The following is a 21,380-nucleotide window of genomic DNA, read 5'->3' as shown; positions in this document are numbered from 1 at the left end:
TTTGCTCACTTCATTTGCATAATTTTCTTTACGGCGCCTCTGCGCGAAGACACTTCCAGCTTATCGTATATTTTGGTCAGTCGGCTCTCTACTGTCCGTATCGTCACGTTCAGTTCCTTGGCCATCTGGGCGTTGGTATAGTCGAGGGCAATGAGCTCCAGCGTCTGGATTTCCACTTCCGTGAATACCGACGAGATATGATTCAACATATGATAGAAAGAATACGGCAGGAAAAAATGCCCGTCCAGCGTGCACTCGATCACTTGAGCCACCTGTTCCGGTTTCGTATCCATATTCAGGATATTGTTGACTCCCGCTTCCATAAGCGTATGGAAAAACAGGACGTAATTGTATTCGGACAGTACGATGATTCGCAGATCCGCGTAGGTTTTTTTCATTTTCTTGATCCATAAAATATCACAATGCGGGGAATCGCTCATAAGCATAACGACAACGAACGGTTCGGGAAGAACACCCAAGTGAGTAAAAGACGCCGATTTCATTCCCGTCTCGATTCCGGCAATCTGAAACTGATCGGACTGGCTGAGATAGTCCGCAATCGCGGGGTTTTTCCCGGAACTGTTATCCACAATGAAGACATGAATTGGCTTGTTTTTCTCTCTCATCACACATTCTCCGTTTTGATTCTTATTTTTAAACCGTTCCATCCTCTTGTTCTGCATCCGTCTTAGGACCTAGCGGATCAACTCCTTGTCTTATGGAGTATCGTGAACGGCAAGATCCGGGAGTGTAGTGAGCGTACGGATAGGAAACCAAAGCCTCAATAGATTTGGCTCTCGGGATGGAAAGCCTCCAGATTTTCCTTGACTCTATGCAGAAATTGGCCGGTCACACGGCCTTCGAGGATCCGGTTGTCGCTGGAGAGGCAGAGATTTGCCATGGAACGGACGGCAATCATCTCGTCGACGACCCGGGGTCTTTTTACAATCGATTCGATCGTCAGAATAGCTGCCTGGGGGTAATTGATGGTCGGAGAGGAAAGGATGGAACCGAATGCGCCCGTGTTGTTGATCGTGAACGTTCCGTCCTGCATATCGTCCAGAGTGAGGCGTCCCGTCCGTGCTTTCTGCGTAAGGCTTGCGATTTCCAAAGCGATCCCCGAAACGCTTTTCTGGTCCGCGAATTTGATAACGGGGGCAAGGACGGAATCTTCCGTCCCTATGAGCAGGGAAATGTGGACATTTCGCTTCATGATGATTTTATCGACGGCCCACACGGAGTTCATCACGGGATAATCTTTGATGGCCGATACGACCGCTTGAATAAAAAAAGCCAGATAAGTTAAATTAACGCCTTCCCGGCGTATAAACTCATCTTTAAGCTTCGTACGGAGCTTAACCAGATCCGTTACATCCGTCTCGATCGACGTCAAGGCGTGGGGAATTTCCCGGACGCTTTGCAGCGTGCGCATCGCTATCGTGTGACGGACGGGCGTGACTTTGATAAAATCTTCCGCCTCGCCGACTGTCTCCGCTTCCGTTTGACCAAACGGGGTTGGAGGATTGTCCGACAGATGGATGCCGGTGCTTCTAACGTGAACAGGCTTTTCTTTCGATTCCGTATGGCTTGTCTCGCCTTTATCCATATGCTCCCGCTCCTTTTCCAAACTCATAACCGGGACAGCCGCCTTTCTTTTTTTGTATTGGCCGCATACCTATCCTTCCATTAATGGTTACGACTGCCTTTTATTGTTTAGAAATTGTACCCCACACGTTTACAGCCTGTCAATTGATTCGCAAGCATCCACAAAGTTTCCTTATATCCGACAAAAACCGCCAAATTTCTTTCAATAAAAGAAAACATCTAGCTAGGCAGCGATTGAATTGGATACAACTGGTAATTACAAGAATATATGATACAATATAGGAATAAGTATTAAATAAGTCCTATTCTTGTTTCAGGACACACATTCTAAGGTGGGCCATTCCGATCCCGGACAGAAAAAAAAGCCCTGCCATAAAGGCAAGGCTAATAGACCCGTTTGTAAACTTGCATAAAACGTAGAGATTCAACCGTGTTCAAAAGCCGGCTTGTTATCCTTGTCGAAAACAACCGCTTTTCTTTTCCGGCCCGCCTTAGAAGCTAAATACGGAAGCAGGTAATAATCAAGACCGAATCTCCCAGCGTTTGCCCCTGCGGCAGCTACGAAAAACCCGAGCAGGATCATCCACGGATTCGAGCTCACCGTTCCCGCAAACATGTACATAAAGTTCATCAGCAATCCGAACGTAGCCGCCACGGCCGTCAGACCGCCAAGTATCAGGCCGAGACCGACCAGGAATTCACCCCATGGAACCAGGAAGTTGAACGCTTTGACTCCCGGCAGCGCCACACTTTCCAGAAAAGCATGATAGGTCGGATACAAAAGCTCATTAGTCGCCTTATCCGTCACCGGTTTCGCGATGGCGCCCTTCATAAAACCGCTTGCATCGAAACCTCCCGTAATTTTGCCCCATCCCGCACTTGCCCACTTCCACCCTATATACAGACGAAGCAGCAGCAGCACACCCGAAGCGTAAACATTATTTCTTAACCAATTCATCAAAACAATCATCTCCTTTTGGTATGGCTCTGCATGAACATGTCAGAGCTGAATTTTGGTGAAAATCTCCTTCCAATATATCAAGACTGGATATAGATGCCCTCCTTTCCATGTAATGGTAAATGACGCCTTAATTGTACTTGATTTTTAAAACGCTATCAATTTATTTTTTGCCATTAACTAATGGACTATTTGGACTTTTTCATGGAGTGTGAAGCACAAATCCCGTCAATTCAGGCTGAAATAAAAAAAAGCCCCCGTATTAGCCGGGGGAAATTTAATGGATCTGTCCTCACTCCCGAAGCTCTTCCCGCAGGGGTTTTGCATGATCCGGAATATCGGTTCTTCCGCAAGGGACAAGCTGCGCCCGGAACGTTCCTTGATAGCCGAAGACCGGACCGAAAACGGGATTGCTGACATTTACGGAAATTTTATAAGCGTCTTCGGCGTCATCGAACCACTCGCATACTTCGGCCGTCCCCGTCAAGCCTGCGGGAAAAGGAAACTGGAGCCAGCCTTCATAAAACCGCTGATCGCTCGACCGGATGCGGATACCGCCATTGGGGGCCGCCTCAAGTTCAAGATCTACAGCGAGATGCTGCTTGTTCCCCAAGTAATCGACGATACGCCGGCGCCGGCTGCTGTAGATCATCGTGGCGTCGAAATGCCGGACCTTGGACCTGAACGTGAAGTGCCGGTTCCAGGTTACCGTCTCCCGGCCGTAGCCGTCCCGGTAGGCGTAATTTTCGATGGTGAAAGGAATTTCGGTGCCGCTCTCCGGAAACATGATGTGCCGCGAGGTGCCGATCAGAAGCGGGAGAGCCGTCCATTTGCTGGCCCAGATGCGGTGCATCACGCCTGCGCCAATGGAAGCAACGCCGTCTTCGCTGCCGAAGCCGAACCGCTCCCGGATGCGGGGATGCAGCCTGCCGAATTCCTCCCCTAGCGCCCGCTCGTATATGGATGCCATTTCGGCTCCTCCTCCTTCCCGCTGCCGCGCGGCTTGCGCAAGCATCTTCCCGCTTGCGGCAATTCCCGCCTCGACCAGAACGCCAGCAGGCACAAGCCGGCCATTGCTCCGCTAAGAGTCAGCGGATTAAACGGCGCCTGCAGGAGCTCGGGACTCCGGGCGAGGGCGATTGCGGGCAGCAGTAGCAGCAGCGCCGCCTGCACGATGTACACGCCCGCCTGTCTGTGTGCCGCCGCCGCAAGCAGGCCGATGCCGATTTCGCTCGCGCCAAGCAGGGCGAGTGCAGGCTTTTCGCCTCCCGGGAACCACCCGGCCGCCTGCATGATGGCCAGCTCGCCTCCCCCGGGGAAAAGCAGCTTCGGCACCAGCCCCTGGTACACCCAGAGCAGTGCGAGTAGTCCCGCACTGAAATAGTGCATCAGGGCGCGCTGGATGCTGACCGAAGGCGGAATTCCTTTTTCCAGCCAGATGCGGAGCATATCAAAGCTCCAAGCGGTCGCATAGCCGAAAAGCGGGCGGAACAAGCACCGGTCGAACCAGCGCCCCGCCGCTCCGAAGCGTGTATCGTACGTATAACGTGTCGCGAAGGTTACACTGCCGCCATTGGGCGAATACTTCCAGTATCCGCTCCCGCTGCGAATCAGCGAGATCCGCTGGGGGGAGCCGAACTTCAAACCCGAAATGCGTTCTCCCGTCAGCAAATTCGTTTTGGCTTTCGTCTCGCCCGTCCCTGCGATATCCATGCCGAAGCCGATTCTTGTCCGGTAATGAAACCGCTGCGGCTCTCTATCCCCGCTTCGGGGCATGTAGGTGATCTCCGTAAAGCGCAGATCCCACTGCTGATGCAGTTCCGGAGTCTGAGTCGCTTTCCACAGCGTTTCCATGTCCGTTTGAATGTCGAGCTCCACATAGATCGGTTTGGCCGCCATTCTTTACTCCTCCTTCGCGTCCGGACGCTCTTCAGATTCCATCCCGTCCGTTTCCCGCCCTTCGTCTATAAATCTCTTCCGGATGTCCAAATCGGGGAGAAGGCAGTTCTCCCTCCGTCCGAACCACCGGTAGCGCCCCCGCGCAATCCAGGCGTAAACCCGGTCTCTTACCGAAACAGGCACGATTGCGGCCAAGCCCAGAACCGGCCAAACCCCCGGCATAGAGCGGAACACGCGCAGAGCCGCCGAGGACTTCGTATATGCCCGGCCGTCCTGGATCAGCACGAACGTATCCGGGTCGCCGGCCGCGAGCCCCTGCGTCTTCAAGAGGCGGCTGCCTGCCTCCGACTGGATGGCGGCGAACCGAAACCGCCGCGAGGGGTCCCTGCGGATTACGAACCGGGTGATCCCGTGACACAAGATGCAGGCTCCGTCGATCAAAAGGATGACGGAATCTTTCTGACTGGCCTTTTTTCGTCTCCCCATAATCCCGCTCCCCGGCATCTGTTTTCTATTTTTCGCTGTCTTAACGCCAGTATAGGGCAGAATTGCGCTTTTGCTCAGTTCTAACTTATTTAGAACGCGGCAAAAAGAGGTTCTACAAATCATAGAACCCCTTACCTTCCTTCCATTCGGCTGATGTGCTCAGTCCGACTGTTTATCCCGCGAAATCCCCCGTCGGCGCACTTTTTCCACGGCTTCTTTGCTGCTTTTGACTCCCAGCTTTTTAAGCATTTTGTTCACCTGGTTTTTCAGAGTGCTCTCCGCCTTCACGAGCTTTTTCTCGATCTGGGACTGCGTGTAGCCTTCTTCGATCAGCTCGTATACTTCCCGTTCCGCGGTCGTCAGCTTTTTAAGCTGCTCCTCCCTTTTCAACCGGGAAAATTCCTTCAGCAGAGCGTCCATGGCGGCGGGATGGCGATAGGCGCTGCGTATGGCGTGCGGCACTTCACGGAACCTCGTTTTTTCAATATAATTGACGGCCCCAGCTGTAAAAGCTTCCGTCATCACATGCTCGTCCGACATGGAAGTCAGCATAATGATTTTGGCCGGGCGTAGTTCCAGTATTTCCACGGCCGTATAGATGCCGTCAAGTCCGCGGTCGGTCAGCTGAATATCCATCAGAACTACGTCGAAATCAAGTTTCGCCGCCATACTGACCGCCTCATCGGGATGAACGGCCGCGCCGACGACGAGAAGATCGTCTTCCTTATTTAAATAGGAAGTCATCGCTTTGATCCAATCCGGATCATCCTCCACCAGCAAGACTTTAATTAGTTCCATCGGGCTTCTCTCCGTTTAGTTGAACAATTTTGTTGCGCGGAAAATAAAGACGCACGCACGTTCCCGCTGCCGGTTTGCTGGAAATCTCCACCGAGCCTCCGGATTTCTGCATCACGTTATACACGTACGACAAACCGAGCCCGTAATTGGCCGCTTTTGTCTTAGTCGTATAAAACGGCTCAAACACGCGCGACAGCCGGTCGGAAGGAATTCCGGCGCCCGTATCGGCGACGCTCAGTACCGCGCCATGACGGACCGATGCCAGCGTCACGGTAAGCGTTCCGCCGTCCGGCATCGCCTCGGCCGCATTGCCGAGCAAATTGCCGATGACCTCCGTCAGATGCACAGGATCGAACCGGACAATCGGACGCCAGTCGAAGACGGTTTGGACCGCAATCCCCTGCCGCGCAAATAACTGTCCGTGCCGGCGGACAACTTCCATGACCAGTTCATCGAAAGGGACCGGCCGTTCCTTAAGCGCAATCTCTTTCGTCCGGTTATGAATGCGGCCTACCATTTCGAGCATGTGATCGGAGGCGGCTGCGATAATCCGCAGATGTTCCTTCGCTTCCTCGTCTTTTTCGTCCAGACTTCCCTGCAAATTCACCGTGCTGAGCGCTATTTTGCCGAGCTCGTTTTTGATCGAATGGTTGAGCAGCGTCGTACCGGATGTGACCGCCTGCATGGTCGTGTCGAGCGAGTCCCTTTCAAAACGGAGCCGGATGCCCAATACGCCGTATACAAAAACGCAAAGCAGCGCCACCGCGAACGAATAAATCATAAAGACGGAAACATAGCTGAAAAAGTCGAATTCCGGCGAGAACACCCGCGCCACGTTAATAAACAGCAGTACGCCAAGCAGGGTGGGAACGATGATCAGCGTAGTGATAAGCCGGTTTCTTTTGCGGACGGGATTCCCTTCTCTCCGGAGAGAAAGGACGAGCAGCGAACAGGCGCCCAAATAATAAGGAGCCGTCCACAAAAGCAGCGGACCGTAATGGATGGCAAACGCATCCCGCGAGACCGTATAGATCAGCATGGCCGGAACAGGCAGAAGCAGCAGTCCTTTGACCATTCGTCGGGCCCGTGGCCTGTTTTCCAAAACGCCGGAGTAAACGAGACTAAAGACAAGCACCCCGTAAGGCGTCAGGGTATGATTGATAAATTCCGATGCGTAAGCGAGATCCGTTAAGCCTTTTTGCCGGAGCAGCCCGGTCAATCCGCCTATGGAAGCGCTGAAAAGAAAAAACGCCGCCCACCGGTTTGTCTCCTTATGAAGGTGTGGAATCAGGAGAATAAGCGATGCCAGCGAGAGAGCCAGAAAATAATAAAGCATGCGATCACCTTTATGGAAGCAGTTATGTTTATCCTACCATATTCCCCCAAGGAAATCCGATCATGGATAGCTTTTACGGAAAATTCTGATAGTATAGAAGGAAGGGCTCCTACCGGGAGTCTTATTTTTACATAAGGAGGCACACCCCTATGACGACATACTGGAAAGAAAGGCTGACCGGCATTACCGGCGCGGATTTGGGGATGGAAGGAGGAATCTACTATGAACCTTAGTCTGACGGGTTCCCGGCATCAGCTCATCAACCAGCTCGTCTATTTCGACGAGGAACTGCATCAGTTCCTGGAGCTATATTTCCCCTCCCCGACGAAATCGCGGACCTATACCGAAGAACGGCTTCAGGAGTATTCCGAAGCTCTCACCGGTCTGATCAGCGAATTTAGCGAGGAGCTTTTGCATTCCAAGGTGCTTATCGGCAGCAAGGTACAGATCCGCTACTTGGAGGATAACGAGTCGGATACGTATTCGATCGTTTTCCCTTCCAAAACGGACCCTTCCAGCAACCGAATTTCTTTCTTATCCCCTATCGGAAGCCATCTTCTGCTGGGGACGCGGGAACAGACGTTTACGATCCAGACACCGTCCGGAGAATACAGTGTGCGGATTGAAGATATCCGGTATATGAACGCCGGAGACGTTTAAACGGTATACATTTCGTATCGGCGGTTTGAAACAAGCAACCTTCTAGAAATTTTTTCCGTCAGTAAGGTTGAGGTGAACTACACGATGAAAAATAAAAAGAACATGATTGCAGCGCTGACTCTAGGATGTTCCCTGCTGGCTGCTTCTTCCGCTTCGGCGTTCTCCGACGTTCAAGGCGCGGATGCCGCCGTTATCACGTCCTTGCAGAGCAAAGGAGTGATTCAGGGCGTGTCGGAGGACAAATTTGCGCCTCAGGGCAAACTGACGTCCGTTCAGGGCGTACATTTGATCGTCAAGGCACTCCAGTTAAAGGCAGCGGACGTAACTTTGCAAAACCCGAACGCGCCCTGGTATGCCGAATCGCTTGATATCGCCGCAAAAAACGGACTCCCGGTCGAACTAGCTGCAGACCCGTCGGCCGAGCTGACCCGGGAACAGTTCGCACAGCTTCTCTATAAGGGAATCCAGGCGACCGGAGACTATCCGCTGATCAAAATGTATATCCGGGTCGCGGACGAAGATCAGATGACCCCCTTGTATCAAGGCAGCATTCAGAACCTGCTGCTTATGAAGGTCGCCACGCTCGACGATAAAAGTTTGTTCCATCCGCAGGACCGCATTACCCGGTTGGAAGCGGCGGGCATGATCGCCAAAGCGATTGAATTTACCGACCGCCACAAGGAACAGACGGACAATCAAGAAAATCAGGAAGTAAGCTTTACGATCGAAAAGGTAAACGCGGACATCAACAAAATCGTACTCACCCGCAGAGAACAGCCCAGCCCCGGATACGGCATTGCGATTACGAACATCGAGATGAACGACAGCGGGCACGCGAAGATCCGTTACAAGCTGACTTCTCCGGAACCGGGTAAAATGTATCCCCAAGTCCTATGGACATCGAAAACGGAAACCTATCTTTCGAGCAAATATAAAGTGGAAATCCAAGCGAATTGACAAACAGGCGCCGCCTCCGGTTATGGGAAGCGGCGCTTTTTCTTACCCGCATATGGCAAAAGGTCTCAGCCCTGTATGGCAAGCGTTCATTGTAAGGTTTAAAAATAAATAACGCTTGAAATATAAGAACATTTGTTCTAAAATGGAGATATTAGTAAATAACGGAGGAATTGCTAACCATGAACGCACCCCATTCCGGCAAATCGGCGAGCTTTGAAATTTCTGTCCGTCCCTGGTCCGAAAACGACCTTACTCTGCTCAAGAAGATGAATACGGCAGAAATGTGGGCCCATCTTGGAGGCCCCGAATCGGAAGAAGCTTTATCTTCCAGGCATCAGAGATACATGAAAGCCGTACCGGGCAAGGTACGCATGTTTACGATTCTTTTCGGAGACGAAGCTGTGGGCAACGTAGGCTACTGGGCGCAGCACTGGAGAGACCAGGACGTTTTTGAAGTGGGTTGGGGCGTACTGCCGGAGTTTCAAGGGCACGGTATTGCCATGACCGCAACTTCGGCTATGCTGGACATCCTGCGAGACGATGTGCCCGGCGCGATCGTTTATGCGTTTCCCGGTGTGTCCAACTTCCCCTCGAACGCCATTTGCAGGAAGCTCGGATTCACTCTCGCGGGAGAAACGGAAGTGGAATTCCCCAAAGGCTCCTGGATGAAGTCGAATGAATGGAGACTTGAATTTCCCGGATAGTCAGTAGAACGTACTGTTTAAATTTGCTTCCAATCCTCTCTCCGCTTTCCCCATACATACTTCCGTAAACCTCGAATAATGGATTCCTATTTCACATAAACATCGGTGCATGGATTCCATTCGGCATCTCGGGGCTCCCCCGATTTCCGCTTCGATTTTTTGAAGCAACTCCGTAATCTGCGGTTCTTCCAAGGCTTTTTTAAGGGCCTTGGAAATAACCGGTCTCCATCCGCCCGTCTTTTATATTCGTTGGCATCATCCAGCCCCTTTCGGTTTAACTTACTGCGTTTAATGAGGATAGCAGCGACGGTTTCTATCCTTTCTTAACTGCCGGCCAACTGGAGCTGCCAAGTGACTCCGTAACGATCACTAATCCAGCCGAACATTTTACTGAACGGATAAGAAGCCAAAGGCATTAAAATTTGTCCTCCCCGGGACAGTTCTTCGTATACCCGCCGAATTTCTTCCTCGGTTTCGAAAAACGAATGTAACGAAATAGCGGGAGTAAACGTCCAGTCGTGTTTCACACTACTGTCTATGCACATGAAGGCTTGTCCGTTTAAGGAAAACGACGCATGTATGACGCTTCCTTCCTCGCCGTGTTCACCCGGGCCATACCGCGTAATCCGGATGATTTCGGAGTTTTCAAATACCGATGTATACAGGTTCATGGCTTCTTCCGCCTGCCCTGTAAAGGTCAGGAAAGGTGTTACCGCTGACGGCTTGACTTGACTCATACCAACCACTCCTTGAGATAGTTATTATACGGCTTCATTCCATCTTCATTAAACCGACTATACAGAATCATCACACAAGAAAAATAAAATGGATTGATTCTCCAAATATGTTTTTCTATAATAGAGCTGATTGCCAAAGCAGGAAGGAGGTCTCATCCTACATTCTGAATGCTCGTACAGATTGAGCATTTCCAAAAGCTGACCCTTTTAAAATCAGAGAAGGAGTGATATTTGATTGGATCGCACATTTAGGGGCTATCGTCCCACTCTCTCATTATTTCTGGCCTTCGCACTCTTGCTCGGCTTATTCCCTTCCATTTCTGCAAGCGCTTACTCTACTCCATCTTCTTCTCTCCTTGCTGGTCCAGCAACCAGCGTCACCAACGGTACTTATAATTCAATCGCCCTGACTCCCAATCCCGTAACCGTTACTCCTTCCTCCTTGCAGCAGTTTGCCGCATCTGCCTACGATGCCAACGGGAGTGTAGTTCCCCTGCAGGCTGGCGATGTCAGTTGGTCCGCCGACAGTGCCATCGGCACGATTGATTCGAACGGCTTGCTGACGGCAGCGGCAGGCGGCGGCGGATTCAAGGCCGGTTACGTAACCGCCACTTACGGTGGGTTAAGCACCCAAGCGCTCGTAATGGTCGGAAGTAAAGCGACAGCCGTAATTGAGGATTTTGAAACCGTTAGTAACGGTAAAGCGCTGTTGAGCGCGGGAACCGCGGGCGCGGTGGGAACGAAAAGTTCCATCAGTTTGGCGGAAAGGCCCGAACCCGTGCTTTACGGTAGCCGCTCCCTTAAATTTACTTATGATATGAGAGGAACAGCGGGCACGTCTGCCGCATTCGTCAGTCTCCGCAATCCCGATACGGGAGCTCTCGACAGACCGATCGAAGGCACACCGAAGAAAATAGGTGTCTGGGTTTACGGAGACGAAAGCAGTCATTGGCTGCGCGCCAGGCTCAGAAATCAGGCCGGCGTTTCTTTTACCGTTGATTTTACTAGCAGCACCGCCTTTAACTGGAAAGGATGGCGTTACGTAACCGCAGAGATTCCTTCCACACAGTCAGGTCCTTTCAAATTTATGGACCTTTATCTGGTTGAAACGAAAGATACGAACAAAAACGCCGGTGTTCTTTATTACGACCGGTTGAGCGCGATTTATTCCGACACCGAAATAACGGGACTCGACCTGACCGGACTGACCCCGATGAAAACAGGTCAGAGCAAAACCGCAGAGGTCTATATGACCAAAGCCAACAGCACTTCGCCTCAAAAAGTTGAAAGCGGAGTTCGTTTTTACAGCAGCAATCCGGATGTGGCCGTCGTTGACGGCAGTGGCCGGGTAAGCGCGCTTAAAGCCGGAAATGCGGTTATCACCGCTCTCTATTCCGATAGCCAGCCTGCCGCATTTGAAGTGAACGTCACGGTTGACGAACCGCAGGTGCTGGGCATCCAGGCATTCGCACCCGATCAACTGGAAGCTGGCCGGACCGGCACTCCCAAAGTTTTCGCAGTTTACGCCAATAGAGCCGATTCACTCGAAGTCACGAAAGAAGCCCGGTTTGTAAGTTCCAACCCTTCTGTAGCCGAAATATCGGTTGATGGGAAGATTGTGGCAAAAGCACCCGGTTCCGCTTCGGTGACCGTTACTTTCGCAGGCCGGCAGGCGGTTATTCCCGTAACGGTTATCGAACCCGTTCCGGTTCTGACTAAAATCCAACTGTCCGACATGAAATCGATGAATATCGGAGCCGTGCGACAAGCTAAAGTACTTGCCACCTATACGCTGCTTGACGTTCCCCAACCACCGGCGGCAGCGATAAGCGGCGTGACTTATACAAGCAGCAATCCCGCCGTAGCCGAGATCGACGCCGGCGGAACACTCACGGCCAAATCCATAGGTGTCACGACCATCAGTGCCTCGCTAAACGGCAAAACAGACACTTATTCACTGGTCGTTAACAAAGAAACCGGCGCTCCCAAACATGAAATGAGAGCCGCCTGGATTGCGACCGTCGAAAATATCGACTGGCCCGTTAAAGGAACCTACGATGCCGAGCAGCAGAAACGGCAGCTGATCCATTTGCTTGACGAGCTCGAAGCCACCGGAATCAATACGGTGATTTATCAGGTCCGCCCCACTTCGGACGCGTTCTACCGTTCCGCTTTAAATCCCTGGTCAGCCTGGCTGACGGGAACTCAAGGCAAAGACCCGGGATACGATCCTCTTGCCTTCGCCATACAGGAAGCTCATAAACGGAATATGGAGCTTCATGCCTGGTTCAACCCTTACCGCATCAGCAACGATACGGATAAAAGCAAACTGGCTGATTCGAATCCCGCGGTAAGGCACCCCGACTGGGTCGTCTCTTACGGAGGCAAGCTCGGCTATAATCCGGGCAACCCGGAAGTCAAGCGGTATATTATCGACAGCATCATGGAAGTGGTGAACAACTACGATATCGATGCAGTACATTTTGACGACTATTTCTACCCGTATCCTGTAACCGGCATGGATTACCCCGATGCTGCGGAATATGCGGCCTACGGATCGGGCATGAGCATAGCGGATTGGCGCCGAAGCAACGTAGACTCCCTGATCCGGCAGCTCTCCGCCGAGATTAAGAAATCCAAATCTTATGTCCAGTTCGGGATTAGCCCGTTTGGGATCTGGAGAAACAAAGCGAACGATCCTGCAGGTTCCGAGACGAACGGATTGGAAAGCTACTCGGCGATCTATGCGGATAGCAAGAAATGGGTGGATGAGCAATGGATCGACTACATTACGCCGCAGCTTTATTGGAACATCAATTACAGTCCCGCTGCATACGACAAGCTTATTGACTGGTGGAAACGCCAGGTAGAGGGGAAACATGTCCTGCTCTATGCGGGCCACGGCGTTCATAAGATCGGAGCCGACGATCCGAACTGGCTGGATCCGGACCAGCTGCCGAACCAAATCTTATTCAACCGGAACTTTGCGGACGTGAAAGGAAGTATGTTCTTCTCCGCCGTGCAGGTTCTGGAAAATAAACTCGGTTTCCGGGACCGGTTAAAAACCGATTTGTATAAATACCCTTCCCTCATGCCGGAAATGAGCTGGCTTTCCAAGTCGCTTCCGGCCGCCCCGGCCGTAACGGCCGCTGTCGAAGGAAGCGGCATCAAGCTGAATATTCAAAACGAGGCGGGCAGTACGGCGGGCACCTATGTGATTTACAGATCAGCCGGCACCGGCGCACCCGACACGTCGAATCCTGCTCATATCTGGAAACAGGTAAAAGTCGGACCGGCGGGGGTTCAAACTGTCGTTGACAACACCGTTAAGGCCGGTACGACTTCCACGTACGTCGTTACGGCTCTCGAACGCGGAAGCAGCTTGGAAAGCCGCGGTACGACCCTTGCGGCAACCGCCCAGTCTTCTACGGGCTCCGACGGATCCGGATCCGGCTCTGGCGGCACCGGATCAGTTGGCGGATCAGGACCGACAAATCCGTCCGTGCCTACGCCTATGCCAACACCCAGAGACGGGGTTCAAGTCATAGAACCCGCGGATTTTAAGGAAACGGACGGCAAAGTTACCGTATCCGTTCCAGCCGGCATCCGCGAAGTTCATCTGCCGGCTGACACGGGCACGATGATTGGCAATAGCCGCCCGCTGCTTCTTCGGTTTGCCAACGTGAGCGTAACGATACCGAACCCGGTGATCCGGCAGTGGCAGGATTTGACCGCCGATACAGGTGCGAAGCTCGTTTTCAAAGCGGAGCCCGTCGAAGGGGGTCATCTGCAAGCTTTGGTTCAAACCGCTGAAAATAAGCTGGGCGCTAAAATCCGCACCCGGGGATTGTACGACTTCCGGATGGAAGTCCGGGCCGGAGGCAAGACTGCAGCGGTGATGGACCGCTTCTCTGCTCCGCTTGAGATCTCGTTTCAGTCAGCGGAAGGAAGCGACCTGAGCCGCACGGGGCTCTATCACTTAGCCGGAGACGGAACGCTCCAGTATATCGCCGATCAGAGACCATCCGGCAGCGGAACGATCATGGCGAGTATCCGCCATTTCAGTACTTACGGCCTGCTGGAGGTAAGCAAATCGTTCCAGGATGTAAATGCCGGTCATTGGGCGTATCCGGCAATCAGCGAGCTGAGCCGCAAGTTGATTGTAACCGGTGTTACCAAGGACCTCTTCAGTCCCCAGCGTCAGGTGACCCGGGCCGAATTCGCCGCCCTGCTGGTTCGCGCTCTGGGATTGCCTGCAAAAGCAGCCACCCCCTTTTCCGACGTAAAAGCAGGAGACTGGTTTGCCGGAGAAGTCGCCGCTGCATTTGATGCGGGAATCGTAACCGGCATGACGGATTCACTGTTTGAGCCCGGCGGATCGGTTACCCGCGAGCAGATGGCCGCGATGTTGATCCGCGCTTACGAAGCGAAGCACGGAAAGCTGTCCGCCGAATCGCCTTCTGTCTCTTTCACGGATGCCGGAAGCATCCATGAATGGGCCAAAGGCGATGTCGCGAAAGCCGCTGCCGCCGGGCTGCTGAACGGACGCGAAGGAAACAAATTCGCACCGCAAGCCGTCCTTACCCGTGCGGAAAGCGCACAGGCGGTTTACAATCTTTTAAAATAAACGGCTCTTCGCATCCGTGTTCACGACAAAACAAGCTGGCACCGGTTAAGACCGGGCCAGCTTGTTTTATGATCTATGGAATGACTGCGTTTTTTCTTGTTCCACTTGCCTCACTTGATATACCCCTTGATATACTGGTCTCCCCAGTCGCACATTAAATCCAGAATCGATTCTAACGACCGGCCAAGCGGGCTTAGTTCGTACACCACTTTAGGCGGAACCTGATTGTATACAGTCCTAATGATAATTTCGTCTTCCACGAGCTCTTTAAGCTGCTGGGTCAACATTTTCTGGGTGATAGCCGGTATATCTTTTTTCAACTCGCTCGTTCTTTTGGGGCCTTCGGTCAAGCAGCACAAAATAACGGTTTTCCATTTTCCCCCTATCACATCCAAGGTCGCTTCCACCGGAATATTGTACGTGCGTTGATTTTTTGGTTTCGCGGGCATCGGTTGCTGCACATCCTTATTTATCCGAATTCTATCGTTCGGTTCTTACGCCCATTTTAACCTACCCGGGTGATATTAACCAGTATTTGTCTAAATGTGAACCCGGCTCCGCTAAGGCGCAAGGTCCGAAAAAAGCCCGGCTGCAAAGCGAATTTACACGCACCAATTGGTGCCTAAGATACTTTTTGGTAGAAATAAGACAAAAAAGTGCGTACTTCCCTTTCCCCATCCCACGATGCATAATTTCCTTGTACCCGTTAAAAGGAGGGAATACAACATTCCTTTGAAAATATGGATAGCCGGCAGTGAGGCGGTATGCTTGAACTTGAACGGCATGTCCGAAACCCTTTCGAACCATTCGGCGTACGCCTATTTCTTACTGAGGAGGGAAAGAAATGAAAGTATTGACGGTTGTTGCCCATCCGAGAACCGATTCCTTGACCATGGCGGTTACCGACCGCTTCACACGCGGCCTTCAGGATGCAGGCCATGAAACGGAAGTGCTGGATCTTTACCGCAGCAGGTTCAATCCCGTCCTGAACGAACCGGATGAGCCAGACTGGACGGACAGCGGTAAACAGTATTCCGCTGAAGTGATGGCCGAAATAGAACGCATGAAACGACACGACGGTTTGGCTTACATTTTCCCGCTCTGGTGGTACGGCTTGCCGGCCATGCTGAAAGGATACATCGAACGCGTATGGAACCACGGATTTGCCTATGGCCCCCAAAAGCTGCCTCATCGGGAAGTATTGTGGCTCAGCCTTGCGGGCGCGACATCCGAACAATTGGCAAAAAGAAACTACGACCAGATGGTCAACCATCAGCTCAATGTCGGCTTGGCGGAATATGCCGGAATTCCGAGTTCCAAAGTTGAATTTCTGTATGATACTTTAAGCTCCAATCCGGACCATATTCAGGATTTGCTTCAGCAGGCTTACGAGCACGGACTTCATTACGGGCGCGAATAAGGGTGGGGATTTTTTCCCGGCAAAAAAAGCGGCACATTCCCTCTTGCGGGTCGTATGTGCCGATTTTCCCATAGTCCTTCCGTCCCGCTTACTACCGCTTCAACAAAAGGGGGCCAGGCTATTCTCGAATCTACTTCTGACGATTTCTGTTCCGGTACGTCCAGTACAGCAGCACAAGAATACCGATCGTTACAGAACCGAGCGACACCAGGTAACTTCCGTAAGGCGACAAATACTCCACTTCAATAAGGGCACTGTCCGAAGGAACAATCACAAAACGGACCATTTCCAGCCAAGCCAGATGAAATCCGATACACATCCACAAATTTCCGGTAAAGATCCGGCACAATTGAAGCGCGATACCGAAGGCAAGCAAATTAACGACATAGTCGATCGTAATCAGATCCCAGGTACCTACTCCGGCGGCAACCAGGGCGGCCGTCAGAGCGACAGGGGCAAGCACAAAAAGAATAAGCTGAAACAGCAGTGCCAGCCATCTGTTGAATCGCTCGCTCAGGTTGCCGTATAGATAGCCACGGAACGTTACTTCTTCCGGAAACGCTTCGTAGAAAAAAGCGATCGGAATGTTAATCAGAATGACGAGCAGGGTCTCCACTGGCAAGTGAACATCTACCACCCGGACCCAGCCTGCCAGCGTTCCCGCGAGCAGAGCAATGCCCATCATCGCGATTAGAAAGCCTGCGCCCAGCAGCAAATACCGGAATCCCGACGGAAGAGGACTCAATCCCAATCCGCTCCAAGGCCGGTTGTCGGCATAGCGTCTCAACAAGTAAATGAGCGGCACGGCAATACCCGTAGTCACGACCGCAAGGATAATTTGCTGGGCCAGGACCGGGAATCCGTAGTTTTGCGCGGCTAAGGTTACGGCGACGGCCACTCCCAATGCGACGACGAACGAAAGCCAGCCGAGCAAGATGCGCCAGACCAAGTGAATTCTTCCTCCCGTATCCCGGGTCAAGCCCGTGGATGCACGGCCACCTTGAGTTTCAAGTGAAGGTTTGATCACACATTCTCCTCTCCTAAACTACCTGGGTGTCTTTCAGCTTTTGATCTCGACACATTCTATATATAGTAGCTTTAAAAGTATTGTGTTCTTGGAAGATACCCATTTACTCGGTAATTCCCCGAAAATAGCCGGCTGTCCCCGCTTACTGCGCACTTCAAGACTTGTCTCTAAGTGCCACGTTCCTTTGATGAAAAATGTCAAAAAAGAGAAAATTTCTCCCTGATAATGAAAAAATACCCCTTTTTCTGGTAAAAAGTTTAAACGATAATAGGAGAGCAAGCAGATTCATAGACTTGCAGCAGCAAACTTTACAAGATTAGATGACTCCCGCTTCCGCATGACGGAGTATGCATTCGTTTTTTGCTAACTCTTGAGCTCGGGCTAGCCTTTTATTGGCCTGAACAAAGGACCGGGAGTCTTTACAAAGTGAGGTGAAGTAGCGAAAAGAAATAATGTAAGCGGTATCAAATTTATTCATTAAAGGAGGCTATATGTAATGAATTGGCAATCTATTCGCTCTCAATCTCCCAAGCAGGTCCTTTTCCGTATTCTGCTGATCGTATCCCTGCTAGTTTCTCTGCTTCCTTTCCTTGGTTTGAATACCGGGCAGGCTTCCGCGGCTGCTGATGTCTCGGCTGCGGCTGCCGCTTGTACGGATGCGGCCTGGGATTCTACCAAAGTTTATACGGGTGGACAAAAAGTTTCTTACAACGGGAAAGTATTCGAAGCGAAATGGTGGACACAGGGCGAAACGCCTTCCCAGACAAATACATGGGGCAGCTGGAAATACGTCAGCGACTGCACAGGCGGCACGCCGGATACAACGGCACCGACTGCTCCTGCAGGACTGACCTTGACCAGCAAAACTTCCACAAGTGTTACCCTTTCGTGGAATGCTTCCACGGATAATGTCGGCGTAACCGGCTACAACGTTTACAACGGTTCCGCGCTGACTGTCTCGGTAACCGGCACAACCGCTACGGTAACCGGCCTGGCAGCCAATACGGCATACTCTTTCAGCGTTAAAGCGAAAGACGCAGCCGGCAACTTATCCGCAGCCAGTAATGTTCTTGCGGTGACTACGTCCTCGGACGGAGGCGGTACGACGCCGCTGACCAAAATCAACGGCGCTTACGTTGCTTCCTGGCACTTCCCGGCCGTGAACACGGTTCCCGCCAACAAATTGACGCACATCTTCTATGCATTTGCGGATGTCGCCAATAACGGCGTCAGCGGCGGAGATACTTCCCAAATCGCTCAACTGGTTACGCTGAAACAGAAAAATCCCGATTTGAAGGTTCTGATTTCCGTAGGCGGCTGGGGCCGTTCAGACGGTTTCACGAGCGCAGCTTCCACGGATGCGAACCGTACGGCTTTCGCTAACAGCGCCCTGCAGTATATCCGTGCTAACAAACTCGACGGAATCGATCTGGACTGGGAGTATCCGACAACGGCGGACAAACAAAACTACACCCTTTTCCTGCAAAAACTTCGTGAAGTTCTCGATGCCGGCAGCGCGGCCGACGGCCGTACCGGTAACAAAAAGTATGAAATTACAGCGGCAATGGGCGCTTCCGAGTACGGTGTGCAAGGAATCGACCTGGGAGGCGTACACCCTTACTTCACTTTCATCAACATTATGACCTACGACATGCAGGTCGGCGCCAACACCCACCACACGAACCTGTACACGTCTTCTCTGAACTCCAACTACAGTGTGGACAATGCGGTGAAGCTTTACAAGGGACGCGGCGTTCCATCCGAAAAAATCGTAATCGGCGGAGCTTTCTACTCCCACGGTGCCGGGGATTACACGTATGACGAGCTCAAAGCCAGCTACATCAACAAAAACGGCTGGACCCGTCAATGGGACGACGTTGCCAAAGCTCCCTACCTCACTAAGGGCAGCAGCATGCTGAGCTACGATGACGCGGAGTCTCTGACTCAGAAAGTCAACTATCTCAAAAGCAACAACCTGGGCGGCATCATGTTCTGGGAATATGGTCAAAACCTGGGTGCAGACCTTTTGGATGCCATCTATACGGCATTGAAATAAACCTTTGTTCCGTTTCGGAATAGAAGAAGCTGTCCCGACGTCCTTCTTGGACGCGGGCAGCTTTTTATTTTCGTTGTTCAAAATAATTCGATAACTTGGTTGTAAGGCGTTTACTTTTGAATGAAGGCATGGTATAGTTATTTCGAAAAGTTTAGAAATAAGAAAAGCGGCAGGCAGCGTGTAAGGCCGGTAGAAAAAGGGTGTGGAAAGTATGGAAACTAATCAAGCCGTTAAAGTGCACAGGGCACTGGGTGAGCATACCCGCTATAAAATCATTCAAATTTTGACCAAGGAAAGCAATCTCTGTCCTGCGGATCTCGAGAGCCGCTTGGAATCCATCGCTCTTTCCACGTTGTCTCATCATTTGAAACAATTATCTGATTGCGGATTGCTTCATTCCCAGAAAAAAGGGACCTACATTTATTACAGCTTAAATGAAGAAACGGTCAAAAAATTTGCGCCTTATTTGATCGAATAATTTTTGTTCTATATTTCGATATAACTAGAAATATCAAAAATACGTACTTTTAAAGTTCCGTATGAAACGTTTACGTACCTAAACAGCTTTTAACACCGCTGCCCTTTTTATTTCTATATTTCTAGAAATATAATACTATTAAGAAAAGAGGATGACAACATGTTTAAAACATGGAAAATCTACATGCTTGCCCTGATCAGCTTTCTGGTGGGAACGTCCGAGTACATCATTGCCGGAATTCTGGATAAAATCTCTGCCAGCCTCGACATATCGCTGGTTGCCGCAGGACAGCTCATTACCGTTTTTTCGCTCGTTTACGGGCTGGGGACACCCTTTCTGATCGCTTGGACCGCCCGCTGGGAACGGCGCAAATTACTGATCTATTCACTCGGACTTTTTGTCGTCGCGAACTTACTCGCATTTATTCTGCCGGGTTTTGCCGCTTTTGTGGGCGCCCGTGTTCTGATGGCGCTCGGCGCGGGGGTGGTTGTCGTAACCGCTTTGACCGTAGCAGCCAAAATTGCGCCCTCCGGTAAGCAGGCAAGCGCGATTGCGACCGTCATTACGGGCTTTACCGCTTCTCTCATTGTGGGCGTTCCGCTCGGAAGGCTGGTTGCGGCGACTTACGACTGGAAAACGATTTTCGCCGGTATCGGCGCACTCGGCCTGCTGGCGATGTTCATCTTGTCCGTTACCATTCCGAAAACGGAAGGTGACGCTCCCGTTCCTTTGCGCGAGCAGATGGCCCTTCTTAAACAACCCAGAATCCTTCTGGCTTTATCGGTAAGTTTCTTTTGGCTGGGGGGATATTCCATCGCGTACACCTATATCTCCCCTTATCTGCTGACCATTACCGGCATGAACGAAAAAATGTTAAGCGCCGCACTGCTCGCATTCGGCATCGCCAGCCTCGTCGGTTCCAAGTTTGGCGGCTACAGCGCGGATAAATGGGGAGTGTACCGCACGCTCATGTCCGGCATGACTCTGCACATCATCACCCTGCTTCTGCTGACGCTGGCCGCTCACTCCCCTGTCGTCGTATTCGCCGTGCTGATTTTGTGGTCGTTTGCCGCCTGGTCTTCCGGCCCGACCCAGCAGTATAATCTCGTCACGATGGCACCCGAATCATCCGGAATCATGCTCAGCCTGAACAGTTCCGTGATGCAGCTTGCCATGGCAGCCGGTGCCGGAATCGGCGGCATTATCGTCGGCAGTATCTCCCTGAATGCCGTGACATGGATCGGAGCGGCCGGGGTCGCGGCGGCAATCGTCATTAACTTCGTCTCTTTCAAGCTTTCCGCTGCCGAAAGACACAAACCGGAGAGAGAGCACCCGGTACGCCTGAATGCCTAAATACAAGCGAGAAGCTATCCCTGCAGGGGTAGCTTTTTTTTATGTACCAATCATTCATGTGCGGTGCCTTGCTATAACCTCCCTCCGGTCTATGATTCCCGTACTCGTCCTCGCATCCCGGGCACCGGGTCCGAACGGCCGCAAGCTTTCTTCCCGGCCTACTTTTTCTATGAGAATATGCTGCTGTATCCTATCCCCTGCTTCGCCTTTACAAAATCTCAAATATAGACTTACTTAACGTTAACAATCTCCTGTTATAGTCAGGTTTAGTAACGCATA

At 51.7% G+C, this 21,380-nt stretch carries 19 protein-coding genes; 8 read left to right on the top strand and 11 right to left on the bottom strand.

Features of this window, described 5'->3' with window-relative positions:
* Window positions 1-5: 5 nt before the first annotated feature.
* The 8 genes from PCH01S_RS00950 to PCH01S_RS00915 all read right to left on the bottom strand — a co-directional run bounded on the left by PCH01S_RS00950 (window position 6) and on the right by PCH01S_RS00915 (window position 7,082).
* On the bottom strand, window positions 6-626 hold the full coding sequence (locus tag PCH01S_RS00950; RefSeq protein ID WP_042225924.1) for a LuxR C-terminal-related transcriptional regulator: 621 nt from the start codon (window positions 624-626) through the stop codon (window positions 6-8).
* A gap of 155 nt (window positions 627-781) precedes the next feature.
* Window positions 782-1,633: a 2-oxo acid dehydrogenase subunit E2 gene (locus tag PCH01S_RS00945; RefSeq protein WP_053228603.1), complete on the bottom strand. Its 852-nt coding sequence runs from the start codon at window positions 1,631-1,633 to the stop codon at window positions 782-784.
* Between the two features lie 396 nt (window positions 1,634-2,029).
* A complete protein-coding gene (locus tag PCH01S_RS00940; RefSeq protein WP_042225923.1) occupies window positions 2,030-2,563 on the bottom strand; it encodes a DoxX family membrane protein in 534 nt (177 codons plus the stop codon).
* A gap of 292 nt (window positions 2,564-2,855) precedes the next feature.
* Window positions 2,856-3,533 carry a DUF4166 domain-containing protein gene (locus PCH01S_RS00935; RefSeq protein ID WP_042225922.1) on the bottom strand — a complete coding sequence of 226 codons (678 nt, stop codon included), beginning with the start codon at window positions 3,531-3,533 and terminating at the stop codon, window positions 2,856-2,858.
* Window positions 3,506-4,462 carry a DoxX-like family protein gene (locus tag PCH01S_RS00930; protein ID WP_042225921.1) on the bottom strand — a complete coding sequence of 319 codons (957 nt, stop codon included), beginning with the start codon at window positions 4,460-4,462 and terminating at the stop codon, window positions 3,506-3,508. The genes PCH01S_RS00935 and PCH01S_RS00930 overlap by 28 nt, the downstream gene beginning before the upstream one ends.
* A 3-nt stretch (window positions 4,463-4,465) precedes the next feature.
* A complete protein-coding gene (locus PCH01S_RS00925) occupies window positions 4,466-4,948 on the bottom strand; it encodes a thiol-disulfide oxidoreductase DCC family protein (RefSeq protein WP_042225917.1) in 483 nt (160 codons plus the stop codon).
* Window positions 4,949-5,107: 159 nt separating this feature from the next.
* Window positions 5,108-5,746, bottom strand: a complete 639-nt coding sequence (locus PCH01S_RS00920; protein WP_042225914.1) for a response regulator transcription factor — start codon at window positions 5,744-5,746, stop codon at window positions 5,108-5,110.
* On the bottom strand, window positions 5,733-7,082 hold the full coding sequence (locus PCH01S_RS00915; protein WP_042225913.1) for a sensor histidine kinase: 1,350 nt from the start codon (window positions 7,080-7,082) through the stop codon (window positions 5,733-5,735). The genes PCH01S_RS00920 and PCH01S_RS00915 overlap by 14 nt, the downstream gene beginning before the upstream one ends.
* Window positions 7,083-7,304: 222 nt before the next feature.
* Here PCH01S_RS00915 and PCH01S_RS00910 point away from each other — a divergent pair, with 222 nt between their 5' ends.
* The 3 genes from PCH01S_RS00910 to PCH01S_RS00900 all read left to right on the top strand — a co-directional run bounded on the left by PCH01S_RS00910 (window position 7,305) and on the right by PCH01S_RS00900 (window position 9,403).
* The gene (locus PCH01S_RS00910) at window positions 7,305-7,742 is read left to right on the top strand and encodes a GreA/GreB family elongation factor (RefSeq protein ID WP_042225911.1); all 438 of its coding nucleotides are present in this window, start codon (window positions 7,305-7,307) and stop codon (window positions 7,740-7,742) included.
* Window positions 7,743-7,826: 84 nt separating this feature from the next.
* Window positions 7,827-8,699, top strand: a complete 873-nt coding sequence (locus tag PCH01S_RS00905; protein ID WP_042225908.1) for an S-layer homology domain-containing protein — start codon at window positions 7,827-7,829, stop codon at window positions 8,697-8,699.
* A 179-nt stretch (window positions 8,700-8,878) separates the two neighbouring features.
* Window positions 8,879-9,403: a GNAT family N-acetyltransferase gene (locus PCH01S_RS00900; protein ID WP_042225906.1), complete on the top strand. Its 525-nt coding sequence runs from the start codon at window positions 8,879-8,881 to the stop codon at window positions 9,401-9,403.
* A 323-nt stretch (window positions 9,404-9,726) separates the two neighbouring features.
* Here PCH01S_RS00900 and PCH01S_RS00895 read toward each other — a convergent pair whose 3' ends face one another.
* The gene (locus tag PCH01S_RS00895; protein WP_042225905.1) at window positions 9,727-10,140 is read right to left on the bottom strand and encodes a VOC family protein; all 414 of its coding nucleotides are present in this window, start codon (window positions 10,138-10,140) and stop codon (window positions 9,727-9,729) included.
* Window positions 10,141-10,375: 235 nt separating this feature from the next.
* On the opposite strand from PCH01S_RS00895, the gene PCH01S_RS00890 reads away from it, so the two are divergent.
* Complete coding sequence (locus PCH01S_RS00890) at window positions 10,376-14,767, top strand: family 10 glycosylhydrolase (protein ID WP_042225904.1); 4,392 nt, start codon at window positions 10,376-10,378, stop codon at window positions 14,765-14,767.
* A 110-nt stretch (window positions 14,768-14,877) separates the two neighbouring features.
* Here PCH01S_RS00890 and PCH01S_RS00885 read toward each other — a convergent pair whose 3' ends face one another.
* A complete protein-coding gene (locus tag PCH01S_RS00885; RefSeq protein ID WP_042225903.1) occupies window positions 14,878-15,216 on the bottom strand; it encodes a winged helix-turn-helix transcriptional regulator in 339 nt (112 codons plus the stop codon).
* A gap of 395 nt (window positions 15,217-15,611) precedes the next feature.
* Between PCH01S_RS00885 and PCH01S_RS00880 the strand changes: the two genes are divergently transcribed.
* Window positions 15,612-16,187: an NAD(P)H oxidoreductase gene (locus PCH01S_RS00880; RefSeq protein WP_042225902.1), complete on the top strand. Its 576-nt coding sequence runs from the start codon at window positions 15,612-15,614 to the stop codon at window positions 16,185-16,187.
* 130 nt (window positions 16,188-16,317) lie between these two features.
* Here the strand turns inward: PCH01S_RS00880 and PCH01S_RS00875 are convergent, their stop codons facing one another.
* On the bottom strand, window positions 16,318-17,214 hold the full coding sequence (locus PCH01S_RS00875; RefSeq protein ID WP_241688668.1) for a CPBP family intramembrane glutamic endopeptidase: 897 nt from the start codon (window positions 17,212-17,214) through the stop codon (window positions 16,318-16,320).
* A gap of 496 nt (window positions 17,215-17,710) precedes the next feature.
* On the opposite strand from PCH01S_RS00875, the gene PCH01S_RS00870 reads away from it, so the two are divergent.
* From PCH01S_RS00870 to PCH01S_RS00860, 3 genes are all read left to right on the top strand, one after another.
* A complete protein-coding gene (locus PCH01S_RS00870; protein WP_042225901.1) occupies window positions 17,711-19,270 on the top strand; it encodes a glycosyl hydrolase family 18 protein in 1,560 nt (519 codons plus the stop codon).
* A gap of 211 nt (window positions 19,271-19,481) precedes the next feature.
* Window positions 19,482-19,748, top strand: coding sequence for an ArsR/SmtB family transcription factor (locus PCH01S_RS00865; RefSeq protein WP_042225900.1), 267 nt, complete (start codon window positions 19,482-19,484; stop codon window positions 19,746-19,748).
* 159 nt (window positions 19,749-19,907) lie between these two features.
* Window positions 19,908-21,101: an MFS transporter gene (locus PCH01S_RS00860; RefSeq protein WP_042225898.1), complete on the top strand. Its 1,194-nt coding sequence runs from the start codon at window positions 19,908-19,910 to the stop codon at window positions 21,099-21,101.
* Window positions 21,102-21,380: the final 279 nt, after the last annotated feature.

Origin of the sequence: Paenibacillus chitinolyticus NBRC 15660 (assembly GCF_000739915.1) — a bacterium.
Classification (GTDB): domain Bacteria; phylum Bacillota; class Bacilli; order Paenibacillales; family NBRC-103111; genus Paenibacillus_F; species Paenibacillus_F chitinolyticus.
The sequence above is the reverse complement of the archived record's forward strand: the minus strand, read 5'-3'. Positions and strand labels throughout refer to the sequence as shown.